Genomic DNA, 17,314 nt, shown 5'->3' with positions numbered 1-17,314 from the left:
ACATATTCACTTCACATATCAGGGAGCACACGCCAACGACGCACCACACCCAGGCGGATTTAGTCAGGCAGTGTGTTATTCCCAATTTCGCAGGCCGCCCACTCTACCACCATGCGATGGGAGCTTGGTTCGCGGGTCCTACTTGCCTCGCGCCCGGTCCGAAGAGGTCCGTGCCGCGCTGGCCTGGAGAAAGTTACGCAGCGCTTGATCGGAAGTCAAATCGCCTGGTCGACCCGGTGAACGAGCGCGACGCCCGCCGCGAAACCCCAGTTCAGAGGGCTCGCGACGGGCGTCGCGTCGATCGTCTCGGCTGCTCGGACTACCCGGCGACCTGTACCCCGGCCGTGTGACGCTTGCCACGACGCAGCACCAGCCACTCGCCGTGCAGCAGGTCGTCGCGGCTCGGCTGCCACGCCTCGTCGGCGATCTTCTCGTTGTTCACGTAGGCACCGCCCTCGTTCACCGTGCGGCGCGCGGCGCCCCTGCTCGGGGACAGACCGGACGCCACCAGCAGGTCCACGATGGTCGGCTCGTCGGTGAGGCGCACCGATCCGGTCGGGGCCTCCGACATCGCCGCCTTCAGCGTGGCCGCGTCCAGCTCGCGGATCTCGCCGCGACCGAACAGGGCCTGGCTGGCCGCGACGACGCGGCGCATCTCGTCCTCGCCGTGCACCAGGGTGGTGAACTCCTCGGCCAGCTTGCGCTGCGCCGCCCGCAGCTGCGGGCGCTCGGCCGTGGACTGCTCCAGCTCGGCGATCTCGTCGCGGTCGAGGAAGGTGAACATCCGCAGGTACTTGAGCGCGTCTGCGTCCTGGGCGTTCACGAAGTACTGGTACCAGGCGTACGGCGAGGTCATCTCCGGGTCCAGCCAGACGCTGCCGCCGCCGGTGGACTTGCCGAACTTGGTGCCGTCGGCATCGGTGACCAGCGGCAACGTCAGGGCGTGCACCGAGGCCCGCTCGGTCTTGCGGACCAGGTCGACGCCGCCGACGATGTTGCCCCACTGGTCGGCGCCGCCGATCTGCAGCCGGCAGCCGTGCTTGCGGTACAGCTCGACGTAGTCGTTGGACTGGAGCAGCAGGTAGCTGAACTCGGTGTAGGACATGCCCTCGCCGTCGAGGCGGCGCTTGACCGTCTCCCTGGAGAGCATCACGTTCACCGAGAAGTGTTTGCCGATGTCGCGGAGGAACGTGGTGACCGGGATCGACTGGGTCCAGGTCAGGTTGTTCTCCACCAGCGCGCCGGTCGGCGAGCCGTCGAAGTCGACGAAGCGCTCCAGCTGGCCGCGGATGCGTTCGGTCCACGCGGCCACCACGTCCAGCTCGTTGAGCGAGCGCTCTTCGGTGTCGCGGGGGTCGCCGATCATGCCCGTCGCGCCGCCCGCCAGCACGATCGGCCGGTGCCCGGCGCGCTGGAAGCGACGGAGGCCGAGCAGCGGGACCATGTTGCCCGCGTGCAGGCTGGGCGCGGTCGGGTCGAACCCGGCATAGAGGGTGAGTGGGCCCTTGTCCAAATCCTCGCGCAGGGCGTCGAGGTTGGTGGACTGCGCGATCAGGCCGCGCCAGGACAGTTCGTCGAGAATGTGCTCACTCACGCCGCCCATCTTCCCCCACCTGGTCAACGCACTTGTCAGGCAGGGCGGCGCTTGGCTCCCCTGCGGTAGGTGCTCACGGCGGGCGATCCGGCGATCCAGAACCGCCAGGGCACGTCGACGGCGTTGGCCACTCCGACGCGGGGACCGCTGACGATCTCCACCTGCTCGTCAGGGTCGGCCGCGCGCAGCCGGACCGGCGAGGACGGGTCGGTCAGGTCGATGCCGTTCTGGTCCCGGGTCAGCCCGAGCACCGAGCACAGCCGGGCCGGGCCCTTGGCCAGCTCGCTGTCGTTACGGGCGTTGGGGCGTCTGCGGCGGGCCAGGTCGATGCCGGTGACCACCTCGCCCGCCCGCACCAGGACGGCGCCGGGCTCGCCGTCGTGCAGGCTGACCACGTTGGCGCAGAAGTGCATGCCGTAGACGAAGTAGACGTACAGGTGACCGGCCGGGCCGAACATCACCGCGTTGCGCGCGGTTTTGCCGCGGTAGCAATGGGAAGCGGGGTCGTCGCCGCCGCGGTACGCCTCGACCTCCACGAGTTTCACGCCGATGGGACCGTCCGGCGTGTCGGTCTCCAGGACGCTGCCGAGCAGCACCCTGGAGGCGGGAACGGGATCGATGGCCAGGTCTTCGCGGCGGATCAGGGTCACCGGCTCACTCTCCCGCGTCGGTCTGACAATGCGAGAGGACCCCCTCCCGGGTTGGAAGGGGGTCCCCGATCTCACTTCGCCCAGTCGCGGTGCGGGCTGAGCCGCGCGACGAGCCGGTCGAGTTGTTCGGCGACCCGGACCGGGGCGGTGCCGCCGTAGGCGTCGCGTGAGGAGATCGAGCCCTCGACGGTCAGGACCTCGCGGACCTTCGGGGTGAGGTTCGGGTTGACCTCGGCCAGTTCGGCGTCGGTCAGCTCCTCCAGCCCGATGCCCTTGGCCTCGGCGCGGCGGACGCACTCGCCCGCCGCCTCGTGCGCGATCCGGAACGGCACGCCGTCGCGGACCAGCCACTCGGCGATGTCGGTCGCCAGGGTGAAGCCGGCGGGCGCGAGCGCGGCCATCCGGTCGGTGTCGAAGGTGAGGGTGCCGAGCATCCCCGCCATCGCCGGGAGCAGCAGGTCCAGCTGCGCGACGGAGTCGAACAGCGGTTCCTTGTCCTCCTGGAGGTCGCGGTTGTAGGCCAGCGGCAGGCCCTTGAGGGTGCCGAGCAGCCCGGTCAGGTTGCCGATCAGCCTGCCGCTCTTGCCCCTGGCCAGCTCCGCGACGTCGGGGTTCTTCTTCTGCGGCATGATCGAGCTGCCGGTGGCCCACGCGTCGTCGAGCCGGGCGTAGCCGAACTCGGCGGTGGTCCAGATGATCACTTCCTCGGCGATCCTGGAGAGGTTCACGCCGAGCATGGCCAGGCAGAAGGCGATCTCCGCGGCGAAGTCCCGCGAGGCGGTGCCGTCGATGGAGTTCTCCGCCGGGGCGTCGAAGCCCAGTTCGGTGGCCACGGCGGCCGGGTCGAGGCCCAGGGAGGAGCCGGCCAGCGCGCCGGAGCCGTAGGGCGAGACCGCGGTGCGGCGGTCCCAGTCGCGCAGGCGTTCCACGTCCCGCAGCAGGCTCTGCCCGTGCGCCAGCAGGTGGTGCGCGAGCAGGACCGGCTGGGCGTGCTGGAGGTGGGTGCGGCCGGGCATGACCGCGCCGGGGTGCGCGCTGGCCTGGGCGACGAGCGCGTCGACCACGTCGATGGTGCCCGCGGCGACCCGGCGGGCGGCGTCGCGCAGCCACATCCGGAAGAGCGTGGCGATCTGGTCGTTGCGCGAGCGACCGGCGCGCAGTTTGCCGCCCAGTTCCTGGCCCGCGCGCTCCAGCAGGCCGCGCTCCAGTGCGGTGTGCACGTCCTCGTCGTCGGGGCGGGGACCGAACGCGCCGGAGGCCACGTCGGCGTCGAGCACGTCCAGCGCGGCCAGCATGCGGTCCAGCTCGTCAGCGGAGAGCAGGCCAGCGCGGTGCAGTACGCGGGCGTGGGCGCGGGACCCGGCGATGTCGTAGGACGCGAGCTGCCAGTCGAAGTGGGTCGAGACGCTCAGCGCGGCCATGCCGTCGGCGGGGCCGGACGCGAACCTCCCGCCCCAGAGCTGGGCCGATTGCTGCTCAGTCACACATACCCCTTCTGCAAGTCCCTCGTGCGACCCCGGACATCCCTGACCAGGGTCTGGTGGAAATCGTAGAGCGATTCCTCGCCGCGCCGTCCGGTGACCACGGCGCGCCCGTCGCGCAGCGCGAGGCGGACCTCGCCGCTGACGCGCGCCTGTGAGGTGGCGATGAAGGTGTCCAGCGCGTCCTTGAGCGGCGAGTCCCACTGTCCGTTCTGGACAAGATCGTGGACCAGCTCGGCCCAGCGGCGGTCGACCCCGGCCTTGAAGCCGAGCAGGTCGCTCTCCAGGGTGATGCTCTCCAGCGCCTGGTGCGCGGTGGTCAGCGCGAGCGAGCCGAGCCCGCCAGCGCGGCGGTTCAGCTCCTGGAGAGCTTCGAGGACGCTCAGCGTCTCGCGGTCGAGCGCGACGGGGACGCCCTGGTCGAAGGTGATCACCACGTCCAGCGGGTCGGCGGGTTCGGGCGTGCGGCCCCAGGCTCCGCCCAGCGGCGCGCTGACGGCGTTGGCCTGGATCGCGCGCAGGAACTCGGCGTTCACTGGTCGTGCTCCCTGTGCCCGGCCATGGCCATGAAGCGCTCGGCAAGCTCGGCGCCGGAGATCGGCTCGCGGGCGATCACCATGATCGTGTCGTCGCCCGCGATGGTGCCGACGACGTCGTTGAGCGCGGCGCGGTCCACGGCCCCGGCGAGGAACTGGGCGGCTCCGGGCGGGGTGCGCAGCACGGCCAGGTTGGCGGAGTGGTCGGTGGAGACCAGCAGTTCACCGAGCAGCCTGGTCAGCCGCGAGGTGCCGCCCTCCATGCCGCGCACGGGGCTGCCGTCCTCGGGGATGACGTAGACGGGGGCGCCGCCGTCGGCTCCGCGCAGCTTGACCGCGCCCAGCTCGTCGAGGTCGCGGGACAGCGTCGCCTGGGTGACGTCGATGCCCTCGGCGCCGAGGATCTTGGCCAGCTCGGTCTGGCTGCGGATCGAGAGCTGGCGGACCAGCTCCACGATGCGCGCCTGGCGGGCCGCCCTGGTGGCCGCGGCGGTGGCGCGCGGGTGGCTCACCTCGAAGCTCATCCGCGGCTCCCCTCCTGGATCAGCCAGGTCATCAGCGCCTTCTGCGCGTGCAACCGGTTCTCCGCCTCGTCCCAGACCGCGCTGGCCGGGCCGTCGATCACCTCGTCGGTGATCTCCCAGCCGCGGTGCGCTGGCAGGCAGTGCAGCACGATCGAGTCGGTCCCGGTCGCCGCGAGCAGCGCCTCGTTGACCTGGAACGGCCGGAACGGGCCGACCCGGTCCTTGCCGTCGTTCTCCTGGCCCATCGAGGTCCAGGTGTCGGTGACCAGCACGTTCGCCCCGTCGACCGCGGCATTCGGGTCGTGCAGCACCTCGACGGTGGCGCCGGTCTCCGCCGCGCGCTGCTTGGCCGCGTCGTAGATCCAGGACAGCGGCTGGAAGCCCGCGGGGGCGCCGATGCGGACGTTGATGCCCGCGGTGACGCCGCCGAGTAGCAGCGAGTGGGCCATGTTGTTGGCGCCGTCGCCGAGGTAGGTCAGGGTCAGCCCGGCGAGCTTGCCGAAGCGCTCGCGGATGGTCTGCAGGTCGGCGAGCACCTGGCAGGGGTGGAACTCGTCGGTCAGCGCGTTGATCACCGGGACGCTCGCGGCCCCGGCCATCGCCTCGATGCGGGCGTGCGCGAAGGTCCGCCACACCACCATGTCCACGTAGCGGGAGAGCACGCGCGCGGTGTCCTCGATGGTCTCCTCGCGGCCCAGCTGCATGGTGCGGCCGTCCACGATGACCGGGTGCCCGCCGAGCTGGGCGATGCCGACCTCGAAGGAAAGCCTTGTGCGGGTGGAGTTCTTCTCGAAGATGACCGCGACGCCCTTGGGCCCGGCGAGCGGGGTGCGGCCCTGCGGCGCGGTCTTCAGCTCGGCCGCGACGTCGAGCACGGCGAGCTGTTCGTCCGGGCTGAGGTCGTCGTCCCGGAGGAAGTGGCGCAGTGTCACGAGGTCTCCTCGTTCGTCGCTGTAGTCGTCACTGTGTCCAGCAGGGCGGGCAGTGCGGTGACGAAGCTCGCGGCCTCGTCGTCGGTGAGGATCAGCGGCGGTGCCAGGCGGATCGTGTCCGGCTGGACATTGTTGATCAGGAAGCCCGCGTCGCGCGCGGCGGTGGCGACCGCGGCGGAGACCGGCTGGTTCAGCGCGACGCCGAGCAGCAGCCCGGTTCCGCGAACACCGCGCACGAGCGGGTGGTCCAGCTCCTCGATGCCCGCGGTGATGTCCTTGCCCAGCGCGGCGGCGTGCTCGCACAGGCCCTCGTCGGCGATGGTGCGCAGGACCGCGAGCGCGGCGGCGCAGCACACCGGGTTGCCGCCGAAGGTGGTGCCGTGCTGGCCGGGGCCGAGCAGATCGCCCGCGGCTCCGAGGCCGACGCAGACGCCCAGTGGCAGTCCGCCCCCGATGCCCTTGGCCAGTGTCACCACGTCCGGCACGATTCCCGCGCGCTGGAAGGCGAACCAGCTGCCGGTGCGGCCGATCCCGGTCTGCACCTCGTCGAGCACGAGCAGCGCGCCGTGCCGGGCGGTGATCTCGCGCGCCGCGTGCAGGTAGCCCTCCGGCGGGACGATCACGCCGTTCTCGCCCTGCACCGGCTCGATGAACACCGCGGCCGTCTCACTGTCCACAATGGACTCAAGTGCGGCGGTGTCACCGAAGGGAACGTGGATCACGTTCTCGGGCAAGGGTTTGAACGGGTCGCGCTTGGCGGGCTGGCCGGTCAGCGCGAGCGCACCCATGGTGCGGCCGTGGAAACCGCCCTCGGTCGCGATGATCTTGGTGCGGCCGGTGAGCCGGGACATCTTGAAGGCGGCCTCGTTGGCCTCGGCGCCGGAGTTGCAGAACAGCACCTTGCCGTTTCCGTGCGCGTCGAGCAGGTCCAGCAACCGCTCGGCGAGCTCGACGGTGGGTCCCGCCGAGTAGAAGTTTGAAACGTGGCCGAGGGTGCTGATCTGCTTGTTCACCGCCTCGACGATCGCGGGGTGCGCGTGGCCGAGCGAGTTGACCGCGATACCGGAGAGCAGGTCCAGGTAGCGCTTGCCGTCAGCGTCCCAGACGTAGGAGCCCTCGCCCTTGGTGAGCGTGAGCGCGGGGGTGCCGTAGTTGTCCATGAGGGCGGAGCGCCAGCGCTGTCCGCCCTCCTGGTTCGAGGCGATCACTGCTGCTCCTTCCCTGGCACGACCATGGTTCCGATTCCTGAGCTGGTAAAGACTTCTAGCAGGACGGAGTGCGCGAGCCTGCCGTCGATCACGTGCGCGCTGGGGACTCCCCCGCGCACCGCGCGCAGGCACGCTTCCATCTTCGGCACCATGCCGCTGGCCAGGCTCGGCAGCAGACCTTCGAGCGCTTCGGCGTCGATGCTGTCGATCAGCGAGGACTTGTCCGGCCAGTCGGCGTAGACACCTTCGACGTCGGTCAGCACGACGAGCTTCTCGGCCTTGAGCGCGATGGCCAGCGCGGCCGCCGCGGTGTCGGCGTTGACGTTGTGCACCACGCCTTCCGGGTCCGGGGCGACGCTGGAGACGACCGGGATGCGCCCGGCCTGGATGATGTCGAGCACCGCGCCCGGGTTCACCGAGACCACGTCGCCGACCAGGCCGATGTCCACCGGCTCGCCGTCGACGGTCGCGGTGCGGCGCTGCGCGGTGAAGAGGTTCGCGTCCTCGCCGGACATGCCGATCGCGTGCGGGCCGTGCTTGTTGACCAGGCCGACGAGCTCGCGCCCGACCTGGCCGACCAGCACCATCCGCACCACGTCCATGGTTTCCGGCGTGGTCACGCGGAGGCCGCCCTGGAACTCGCCGGGGATGCCGAGGCGGTCGAGCATCGCGGTGATCTGCGGGCCGCCGCCGTGCACGACGACCGGGTGCAGGCCGGCGGTGCGGAGGAAGACCATGTCCTGTGCGAAGGCGTGCTTCAGCTCGTCGTCGACCATGGCGTTGCCGCCGTACTTCACGACCACGATCGCGCCGTGGAACCGTTGCAGCCACGGCAAGGCTTCGATGAGAACGGCGGCTTTGTCTGCCGCAACCTTGACGTTCATGAGGAGTAGGCCGAGTTCTCTTCGACGTATGCGTGCGAAAGGTCGGTGCTGAGCAGCGTTGCCGTGCCCGCGCCGAGGCCGAGCTCGACGAGCACGGTGATCTCCTTGCCGGTGAGGTCGGCGAGCGAGCGGTCTTCGCCGCGCACTCCGCCCGCGCAGACCTTGACGCCGTTGAGGGTGATGTCGAGCCGGTCCGGGTCGACGGCCGCGTCCGCCTTGCCCACCGCCATGGCGATCCGGCCCCAGTTCGGGTCGGAGCCGAAGAACGCGGTCTTGACCAGCGGGTCGTCAGCGACGGCGCGGGCGACTCGCTCCGCGTCGGCGTCGTCGGTCGCGCCGGAGACGGTGACGCTGACGTGCTTGGTCACGCCTTCCGCGTCGACCTGCAACTGGCGCACCAGGTCCATGCAGACCGCGGTCAGCACGCCGGTGAACTCGTCGGCGGTTGGCGTGACTCCTGAGGCGCCGGAGGCCAGCAAGAGCACGGTGTCGTTGGTGGAGGTGGAACTGTCGACGGTGAGCCGGTTGAACGTGGTGCCCACCGCGGCGCGCAGTGCGGCGTCGGCCAGCTCCGCGTCGATCACCGCGTCGGTCGTGATGACGCTGAGCATCGTGGCCATGTTGGGGGCGCACATGCCCGCGCCCTTGGCGAAGCCGCCGACCGACCAGCCCGGCTCATGGCTCAGCTCGGCGTACTTGGGCACGGAGTCGGTGGTCATCACGGCGAAGGCGGCGTCGATCCCAGCTTCGTTCGTGCTCGCGAGCGCGTTGGACACCGCGTCGATGCCCGGCAGCAGCGCGTCCATCGGGATGCGCTCGCCGATCAGACCGGTGGAGCAGACCGCGACCTCTCCGGCTCCGCAGCCCAGGACCTCGGCGACCTTCTCCGCGGTGGCGTGGGTGTCCTGGAAGCCCTCCGGTCCGGTGCAGGCGTTGGCGCATCCGGAGTTGAGGACGACCGCGCGCGCCCGGTGCTGGGTGAGCACCTGCTGCGACCACAGCACAGGTGCGGCCTTGACCTTGTTGGTGGTGAACACGCCTGCCGCGACGTCGAGGGGTCCGTCGTTGACGACGAGCGTCAAGTCCTTCTTCCCTGAGGCCTTGATGCCCGCGTGGATGCCCGCGGCGCGGAAGCCAGCCGGTGCGGTGACTCCGGCGTAGCGGAGGGGCAGGAAGCTGGTCACGGTGCGACTCCCACGGTGGGCAGGCCGGTGGTCTCCGGCAGGTCCAGGGCGATGTTCATGCACTGCACGGCACCACCCGCGGTGCCTTTGGTCAGGTTGTCCTCGGCGCCGACCACCACGAGGCGGCCCGCGTCGGCGTCCACCGTGACCTGGAGGTGGACCGTGTTCGCGCCGAGCGTCGAGGAGGTGGCGGGCCAACTGCCCTCGGGGAGCAGGTGGACGAACGGCTCGTCGGCGCAGAACTCGGCGTAGACCTCGCGGGCACGGGCCGCGTCCACACCCGCGGTGACCGGGGCGGAGCAGGTCGCGAGGATTCCGCGGGACATCGGCACCAGCAGCGGCGTGAAGGAGACGGACACCGGCTCACCCGCGACGGCCGAGAGGTTCTGCGTCATCTCCGGGGTGTGGCGGTGCGCGCCGCCGACGGAGTAGGTGCTGACCGAGCCCATGACCTCGGAGCCGAGCAGGTTGGGCTTGAGGCTCTTGCCCGCGCCGGAGGTGCCGGAGGCGGCGACGACGACCACCTCCGGCGCGATCAGTCCGGCCGCCAGCGCCGGGGCGAGCGCGATCGAGGTGACGGTCGGGTAGCAGCCGGGCACGGCGATCCGGCGCGCGCCGCGCAGCTTGTCCCGGTTGCCCGGCAGCTCGGGCAGGCCGTAGGGCCAGGTCCCGGCGTGCTCGCCGCCGTACCAGCGCTGCCACGCGGCGGCGTCGGCCAGCCGGTAGTCGGCACCGCAGTCCACGACGAGCACGTCCTGGCCGAGCCGCGCGGCGATCTCGGCGGAGTGCCCGTGGGGCAGCGCGAGGAAGACGACGTCGTGCCCGGCGAGCTGGTCCACGGTGGTCTCGACCAGCACGCGGTCGGCGAGCGGGGCAAGATGTGGTTGGTGCGCGCCGAGCGGCGTGCCCGCGTTGCCGCCCGCCGTGAGCGCGCCGATCTCCACCTCGGGATGCATGAGGAGCAGCCTCAGCAGCTCTCCGCCCGCATACCCGCTCGCACCGGCGACCGCGACCCGAATCGACATACGCATGATTATGCGTCGGACTGCAATTTCACTCAAGCGGATTCACGACCGGTAACCGGGATGTGGCCCGGGTCTCAATGATCCACCTAAACCCCTCGACCGTTCGGCGCGTCCGGCTGCCGCCATTCAGCGACCTCCGGGCGGCGCGCGGTCACATTTCTTACGTCCGGCCGAACTGTCGTGGACGACCACCGATGCTCACCGTCTATTCGGCGCACGGTCCCCCGCTGAGCGGCCGTTCGGACGAAGGGCTGCCTTAGTTTTGGCCTCGGACAGCCCGCGGCGACCACCAAGCGCCGAGGGCTAGAACCACGGCGGCGGGGTACCCGGGACCACCGGCGACACCCCTGGGCAGGAGGAGCACCACTCACCACGGCCATGTCAGGCCCCCATCCGCGTAACCCTCGCCAAGGCGGCGGTGACCAAGAATGCCGAGAAGATGATTACCCAGAGTTACGCCAGCCCATCCAGGCCGCAGCTGTGCGCGGCCGATGGGCGACGTATGAGCACGTTGCAGGCACAGGACGTGGCGAAGGTCTTCGGACTCGGCCAGGCCCGCGCCCGGCTGCGTGCCGTTCCCGGCGGCCACGTCCATCGGATGTGGCGACTGGACACCGATCGCGGCTCGTATGCGGTCAAGGAGATGAACCGCCAGGACAACCCGGAGTGGATGCCGTGGTTGCAGGCGGCGTGGCGGCTGGAGCTGGCGGCCTGGCACGCGCGGATCCGGATGCCGGAGCCGGTGCCCCCGCCCGGCGGCGGCGTGGTGGCCGAGGTGCCGGTCGACGACGCGCCGCCCGCGACGGTGCGCGTGCACCACTGGGTGAACGGCCGGTCGATCAGCCAGCCCATCGACGCGGGCGTCGGCAACTGGGCCGGGCGGACGCTGGCCGCGATGCACTCGCTGGCCATGCCCGCCGAGCCGCGCTGGGCGTTCCCGCCGACCGGGACCGCCGAGGCGACGCGCTGGCAGGACCTGGTGGACCTGTCCAAGGACGCGGGCGCGGAGTGGGTCGGTGACCTGGCCGCGCTGGCGCCGGTGGTCGAGGAGATCTACGACCTCACCCAGATCGCGGCCACCCGCTGGCTGCCGGACGTGCTCACGCACGCCGACCTGCGGGCGAAGAACGTGCTGGTCGCGGCGACGGGCCCGGTGCTGGTGGACTGGGACATGGCCGCGGCGAAGGTGCCGAGGGAGGACCTGGCGGGCTGCGCGCTGTCGGTGTCCGGGTGGAACCAGGACGACGGGCCGGTGCGGGAGACGCTGCGCCAGGTCATCGCCGGGTACCGGGCCGCGGGCGGCGAGCTGGAGCGGCCGCTTGACGTGGTCGACGCCGCCGGTGACCTGGGCAACGAGGTGGACTGGGTGGCCGCGGTGGCGCGCCGGGCGATCGGCCAGGGCGCGCAGGGCCCGGACGACATGGAGCGCAGCGCGAAGCTGATCCCAGGGCTGATCAGGGCGCTGCCGAACAAGCTGCTGGCCGCGCGCAGCCTCCGCTGGCTGCTGGCCGACCAGTTCTGACCTACCGCTGGGCATTGGCGCGGGTTGGTGTCGTCGCTGCTTTCCAGCGCCCCAACCCAGCCCCCGCCCTCCCAGGGGGGCGACCCCGGTCCCAGTGTCCCACCCCCACCCCCGTTGAAGATCCACTTCGGCGGGGGTTGTGGACAAGCGCGGTCGATGTGGACAACTGGCGGGACGTGCTCGGCGCGGTGCGGTGTTCGGCGGCTTGACGTGCTCGTTCGTCCTTGTGACGTGCTCAGTGCGGTGCGGTGCACGACAGCCTGATGTGGTCGTGGCGCCTCCGTGCGCGTCGCGCGCTTCGCGTATGCCCTGAATGAGTCATTGAGGTACTTCAGCGCCCCCAATGACTCATTCAGCACATCGTGACACCCAGGGTTCGCCAGTCTTCAAGTACCACCAACCCCCACCCCAGCAGTCACAAACCACCCCCAACCCCCCACGACACACCAACGCCAGTGCCCTCAACGACTCGTTCAGGGCGTTGAGTGCCCTGAACGACCCGTTCAGGGAATCCAACGCCCCGAATGCGTCATTGGGTACGCGGCGTGTGGGACGGCGCGGGGGTTGGGGGCGGTTTGAGACCGCTGTGGGTGGGGTTGGGGGTACTTGAAGACTGCGGAACCGGGGCTCACACGATCGGGCGGGTGCGTCGAGTGTGGGGCGGGGTGCGGTGAGCGGCTGCGGGAGCGGGAGCTAGCTGTGAGAATGCGCGGCTATGGCGCTGCCGTTGAACCCTCCGGTCCTGCCGATGCTCGCGAGCCCCGCGGACGCGGTCTCCGACGAGGGCGGGCTCTGGTACGAGCCGAAGTGGGACGGGTTCCGGTGCATCGTGTTCCGGGACGGTGACGAGCTGTACCTCCAGTCGCGCAACGGCAAGGACCTGGCGCGGTACTTCCCGGAGATGTGCGCGGCGCTGCTGGCCGAGCTGCCGGAGCGGATCGTCGTGGACGGCGAGCTGGTGATCGACCGCGACGGGGAGCTGGACTTCGACGCGCTGACGGAGCGCATCCACCCGGCGAAGAGCCGCATCACCCTGCTCAGCGAACAAACGCCCGCCCGGTTCATTGGTTTCGACCTGCTGGCGATCGGTGACGAGAGCCTGCTGGACCAGCCGTTCAGCGCGCGCCGCAAGCGGCTGGAGGAGGTGCTGCCGCAGGGCGAGCGCGTGCACATCACTCCGGTGACCGACGATCCGGCGACGGCCCGCGAGTGGTTCACGCTGTTCGAGGGCGCCGGGCTGGACGGGCTGATCGGCAAGCCCGCCGACGCGGCCTACTCCCCCGGCAAGCGCGTCCTCACCAAGATCAAACACGCGCGGACGGCGGAGTGCGTGGTCGCGGGGTTCCGGTGGCACGTCAAGGCCGAGCCGGGGACGGCGGTCGGGTCGCTGCTGCTGGGGCTGCACGACGAGCGGGGCGTGCTGCACCACGTCGGCGTGGTCGGATCGTTCACGATGGCGCGGCGGCGGGCGCTGGTCGAGGAGCTGGCGGAGCTGCGGGTCGGCGCGGAAGAGGGGCACCCGTGGCTGGGCGAGCACACCGACCGCAGGCTGCCGGGCGGGGAGAACCGCTGGCGCAAGGGCGAGCAGGTGTGGGAGCCGCTGCGGCCGGAGCGGGTGCTGGAGATCTCCTACAGCCAGACCGAGGGCGCGCACCCGGCGCGGCTGCGGCACAACGGGCAGTTCGCGCGGTGGCGGCCGGACCGCGACGCCGCGTCCTGCCGGTACGACCAGTTGGAGCAGCCCGCGCGCTACGACCTGCCCTCGGTGCTCTCCGGCGAGGTCCGCCCGGCGGACTAGCGGCGGACTAGAAAAAACCACGAGCGCCCGAGATCTATCCTGGTAGTGCGATGGGAACACCGGTCACGAAGTCTCCGCTGACAGCCCTGGCAGATCGTCTTTCCGAGGTGACGCTCCGCGACGAGCGCCGCCTGCGCCGTCGAATCGACGGGGCCCGCCGGGCCAAGGACCGCCAGGCGCTGGTCGAACGCCTCTCCGCCGAAGTCGAGCAGGCCGAGCTGCGCGTCGCCCAGCGGCGCGCCGCCGTCCCGAAGATCACATATCCGGAGCAGCTGCCGGTCAGCCAGCGCAGGGACGAGATCCTGGCTGCGATCCGGGACCACCAGGTGGTCATCGTGGCCGGGGAGACCGGCTCCGGGAAGACCACCCAGATCCCGAAGATCTGCCTGGAGCTGGGGCGCGGGGTGCGCGGGCTGATCGGGCACACCCAGCCGCGCCGGATCGCCGCGCGCACGGTCTCCGAGCGGGTCGCCGAGGAGCTGGGCGGCGAGGTCGGCGAGACGGTGGGCTACAAGGTCCGCTTCACCGACCGCGGCAGCGACAGCACGCTGGTCAAGCTGATGACCGACGGCATCCTGCTGGCGGAGCTGCAGAACGACCGGCAGCTGCACCAGTACGACACGCTGATCATCGACGAGGCGCACGAGCGCAGCCTCAACATCGACTTCATCCTGGGCTACCTCAAGCAGCTGCTGCCGCGGCGTCCGGACCTGAAGGTGGTCATCACCTCCGCGACGATCGACCCGGAGCGGTTCTCCCGGCACTTCGGCGACGCGCCGATCGTGGAGGTCTCCGGGCGGACCTACCCGGTGGAGGTGCGCTACCGGCCGCTGTCCGACCCGGACGCGCCGGAGGACGAGGACCGCGACCAGATCCAGGGGATCTGCGACGCCGTCGAGGAACTGGCGCTGGAGGGGCCGGGCGACGTGCTCGTGTTCCTCAGCGGTGAGCGGGAGATCCGGGACACCGCGGAGGCGCTGGAGAAGCTCGACATGCGCGACACCGAGGTGCTGCCGCTGTACGCGCGGTTGTCCGCGGCCGAGCAGCACCGGGTGTTCCAGGCGCACCGCGGGCGTCGTGTGGTGCTGGCGACCAACGTCGCGGAGACCTCGCTGACGGTGCCGGGCATCAAGTACGTCGTGGACCCTGGCACCGCGCGGATCTCCCGGTACAGCCACCGGTTGAAGGTGCAGCGGCTGCCGATCGAGGCGATCTCGCAGGCTTCGGCCAACCAGCGCAAGGGCCGCTGCGGCCGCGTGTCGGAGGGCATCTGCGTCCGGCTGTACTCCGAGGAGGACTTCGAGAGCCGTCCGGAGTTCACCGAGCCGGAGATCCTGCGCACCAACCTCGCTTCAGTGATCTTGCAGATGACCTCGATCGGGCTCGGCGACATCGCGGGATTCCCGTTCCTGGAGCCGCCGGACCGGCGCAACATCTCCGACGGCGTGCAGCTGTTGCAGGAGCTGAACGCGTTGGACGCCAAGGAGAAGTCGCTCACGCCGATCGGGCGCAAGCTCGCGCAGCTGCCCGTGGACCCGCGGCTGGGCCGGATGGTGCTGGAGGCGGAGGACAACGGCTGCGCGCGCGAGGTCATGATCATCGCGGCCGCACTGTCCATTCAGGACCCTCGCGAGCGCCCTGTGGAGAAGCAGGAGGCGGCGGCGCAGCAGCACGCGCGGTTCCGCGACAAGGACTCGGACTTCGTCACCTACCTGAACCTGTGGAACTACCTGCGCGAGCAGCAGAAAGCCTTGTCCTCCAACAGGTTCCGCAAGCTGTGCAAGGCGGAGTTCCTGAACTACCTGCGGGTGCGCGAGTGGCAGGACATCGACAGCCAGCTGCGCCAGGTGGCCAAGCAGCTCGGGATCACGCTCAACACCGAGCCCGCCGATCCGCTGAAGGTGCACACCGCCCTGCTCGCGGGGCTGCTGTCGCACGTGGGCATGAAGGACCCGGCCAAGAACGAGTACTTCGGCGCGCGCAACGCGAAGTTCTCGATCTTCCCCGGCTCGGCGCTGTTCAAGAAGCAGCCGCGGTGGGTGATGGCGGCCGAACTGGTCGAGACGACGCGGCTGTGGGGCCGGGTCGCGGCGAAGATCGAACCGGAGTGGATCGAGAAGCTGGCCGGGCACCTGGTCAAGCGCAACTACAGCGAACCGCACTGGGAGCGCAAGCAGGGCGCGGTGATGGCGCTGGAGCGGGTCACGCTCTACGGCATCCCGATCGTGGCCGGGCGCAAGGTGAACTACGGCAAGGTCGATCCGGAGCTGTGCCGCGAGCTGTTCATCCGGCACGCGCTCGTCGAGGGTGACTGGGAGACCGGCCACAAGTTCTTCCGCACCAACCGCGAACTGCTCGCCGAGGTCGAGGAGCTGGAGCACCGGGCGCGGCGACGGGACATCGTCGTCGACGACGAGACGCTGTTCGAGTTCTACGACAAGCGGGTCGGGGCCGAGGCGATCTCCGCGCGGCACTTCGACACCTGGTGGAAGAAGACGCGGAGGGAGCAGCCGGACCTGCTGACCTTCGACCGCTCGATGCTGATCAACGAGCGGGTCGGCGGGGTCAGCGACGCCGACTACCCCGACGAGTGGCACTACGGCGACCTGCGGTTGAGGCTGACCTACCAGTTCGAGCCGGGCGCGGACGCGGACGGCGTCACCGTGCACGTGCCGGTCGCGGCGCTCAACCAGCTGGAGCCGGAGCCGTTCAGCTGGCAGGTTCCCGGTCTGCGCAAGGACTTGCTGACCGCGCTGCTGAAGTCGCTGCCGAAGGCGTTGCGGCGCAACTTCGTCCCGGTGCCCGACTACGTGAACGCGTTGCTGGCGCGGTTGAAGCCGTCGAACGCGCTGCTGCTGGCCGAGCTGGAGACGCAGTTGCAGGCGCTGGGCGGGGTCGCGGTCGCGCCGGACGCGTGGGAGCTGGACAAGGTCGGAGACCACCTCAAGATCACGTTCCGGGTGGTCGACGAGAAGGGCGCCAAGGTCGCCGAGGACAAGGACCTCACCGCGCTGAAGGCCCGGTTGAAGACGAAGGTGCAGCGCGAGCTGTCCACGGCGGGCAACGCGGTGGAGCGGTCCGGGCTCACCGACTGGACCATCGGCGAGCTGCCCAGGACGTTCACCCAGCAGCGCGCGGGCTATGCGGTCACCGCCTACCCGGCGTTGGTGGACGAGGGTTCGAGCGTCGCGGTGCGGATGTTCGAGACCGAGGACGAGCAGCGGCGCGCGATGTGGCTCGGCACGCGGCGGCTGCTGCTGCTCGGGACGCCGTCGCCGATCAAGCTCGTGCACGGGCGGCTGTCCAACCAGGCCAAGCTGACGTTGAGCTCGAGTCCGCACGGCGGGGTCGGCGCGCTGCTCGCGGACTGCGCGGACTGCGCGGTGGACCAGCTGATCGCCGGTGGCGGCGGTCCGGCGTGGAACGCGGAGGGCTTCGGGGCGTTGCGGCACAAGGTCCGCGCGGAGCTCGGCAACGTGATGATGGACGTGCTCGGCCACGTGCAGCAGATTGTGGGGGCGTGGCAGGCCGTGCAGCGCGCGTTGTCCGACGCGCCGGACTTCCCGGCTTCCCGTGCGGCATTGGCGGACATCCGAGGTCAACTGTCCACTTTGGTCGGTCCGGGTTTCGTGGCGGCCACGGGGTCCGCGCAGCTGCCGCAGCTCCCCCGCTACCTGAAGGCGATCGAGCAACGGATCGGGAAGCTGTCCACGAACGCACAGCGGGACCTGGACTCGATGCGCGCCGTGCACGCGGTGGAGCAGGAGTACCGCGAACTGCTCGCCGAGGTCGGCGACATCCCGGAGGTGCGGCGGGTGCGGTGGATGATCGAGGAGCTGCGGGTCAGCTACTTCGCGCAGACGCTGGGCACCCCGTACCCCGTCTCCGACAAGCGCATCTACCGCGCCATGGACCAGATCTGACCGGGGGCCGGGGGTGCGTAACCAATGCGGCATTGGTTACGTCTGACGTTACG

General features: G+C 70.5%; 13 protein-coding genes. 3 read left to right on the top strand and 10 right to left on the bottom strand.

The window, feature by feature from the left end; all coding sequences use genetic code 11:
- Positions 1–319: 319 nt before the first annotated feature.
- From tyrS to argC, 10 genes are all read right to left on the bottom strand, one after another.
- On the bottom strand, positions 320–1,594 hold the full coding sequence (gene tyrS, locus NLX83_RS35455) for a tyrosine--tRNA ligase (RefSeq protein ID WP_308209439.1): 1,275 nt from the start codon (positions 1,592–1,594) through the stop codon (positions 320–322).
- A 35-nt stretch (positions 1,595–1,629) separates the two neighbouring features.
- Positions 1,630–2,238, bottom strand: coding sequence for a DNA-3-methyladenine glycosylase (locus tag NLX83_RS35450; protein ID WP_254239635.1), 609 nt, complete (start codon positions 2,236–2,238; stop codon positions 1,630–1,632).
- A gap of 77 nt (positions 2,239–2,315) precedes the next feature.
- Entirely contained in the window at positions 2,316–3,728 is a 1,413-nt protein-coding gene (argH, locus tag NLX83_RS35445) for an argininosuccinate lyase (RefSeq protein ID WP_308209438.1), read from the bottom strand.
- Entirely contained in the window at positions 3,725–4,261 is a 537-nt protein-coding gene (locus tag NLX83_RS35440; protein WP_254239626.1) for an argininosuccinate synthase domain-containing protein, read from the bottom strand. The genes argH and NLX83_RS35440 overlap by 4 nt, the downstream gene beginning before the upstream one ends.
- Positions 4,258–4,785 carry an arginine repressor gene (locus tag NLX83_RS35435; protein WP_254239625.1) on the bottom strand — a complete coding sequence of 176 codons (528 nt, stop codon included), beginning with the start codon at positions 4,783–4,785 and terminating at the stop codon, positions 4,258–4,260. The genes NLX83_RS35440 and NLX83_RS35435 overlap by 4 nt, the downstream gene beginning before the upstream one ends.
- The gene (argF, locus tag NLX83_RS35430; protein WP_254239624.1) at positions 4,782–5,717 is read right to left on the bottom strand and encodes an ornithine carbamoyltransferase; all 936 of its coding nucleotides are present in this window, start codon (positions 5,715–5,717) and stop codon (positions 4,782–4,784) included. The genes NLX83_RS35435 and argF overlap by 4 nt, the downstream gene beginning before the upstream one ends.
- Positions 5,714–6,922, bottom strand: a complete 1,209-nt coding sequence (locus tag NLX83_RS35425; RefSeq protein ID WP_308209440.1) for an acetylornithine transaminase — start codon at positions 6,920–6,922, stop codon at positions 5,714–5,716. The genes argF and NLX83_RS35425 overlap by 4 nt, the downstream gene beginning before the upstream one ends.
- Positions 6,922–7,809, bottom strand: coding sequence for an acetylglutamate kinase (gene argB, locus NLX83_RS35420; protein ID WP_254239623.1), 888 nt, complete (start codon positions 7,807–7,809; stop codon positions 6,922–6,924). The genes NLX83_RS35425 and argB overlap by 1 nt, the downstream gene beginning before the upstream one ends.
- Positions 7,806–8,993, bottom strand: a complete 1,188-nt coding sequence (argJ, locus tag NLX83_RS35415; protein WP_254239622.1) for a bifunctional glutamate N-acetyltransferase/amino-acid acetyltransferase ArgJ — start codon at positions 8,991–8,993, stop codon at positions 7,806–7,808. Before argJ ends, argB begins: the two co-directional genes overlap by 4 nt.
- Positions 8,990–10,018: an N-acetyl-gamma-glutamyl-phosphate reductase gene (gene argC, locus NLX83_RS35410; RefSeq protein ID WP_254239621.1), complete on the bottom strand. Its 1,029-nt coding sequence runs from the start codon at positions 10,016–10,018 to the stop codon at positions 8,990–8,992. Before argC ends, argJ begins: the two co-directional genes overlap by 4 nt.
- A 502-nt stretch (positions 10,019–10,520) precedes the next feature.
- On the opposite strand from argC, the gene NLX83_RS35405 reads away from it, so the two are divergent.
- The 3 genes from NLX83_RS35405 to hrpA all read left to right on the top strand — a co-directional run bounded on the left by NLX83_RS35405 (position 10,521) and on the right by hrpA (position 17,261).
- A complete protein-coding gene (locus NLX83_RS35405) occupies positions 10,521–11,540 on the top strand; it encodes a phosphotransferase (protein ID WP_254239620.1) in 1,020 nt (339 codons plus the stop codon).
- Between the two features lie 715 nt (positions 11,541–12,255).
- Positions 12,256–13,338, top strand: coding sequence for an ATP-dependent DNA ligase (locus NLX83_RS35400; protein WP_254239619.1), 1,083 nt, complete (start codon positions 12,256–12,258; stop codon positions 13,336–13,338).
- Between the two features lie 50 nt (positions 13,339–13,388).
- The gene (gene hrpA / locus NLX83_RS35395) at positions 13,389–17,261 is read left to right on the top strand and encodes an ATP-dependent RNA helicase HrpA (protein ID WP_254239618.1); all 3,873 of its coding nucleotides are present in this window, start codon (positions 13,389–13,391) and stop codon (positions 17,259–17,261) included.
- Positions 17,262–17,314 lie beyond the last annotated feature (53 nt).

This window comes from Allokutzneria sp. A3M-2-11 16, assembly GCF_024213555.1.
Taxonomy (GTDB): domain Bacteria; phylum Actinomycetota; class Actinomycetes; order Mycobacteriales; family Pseudonocardiaceae; genus Allokutzneria.
This window is presented reverse-complemented; position numbering and strand designations above follow the sequence as displayed.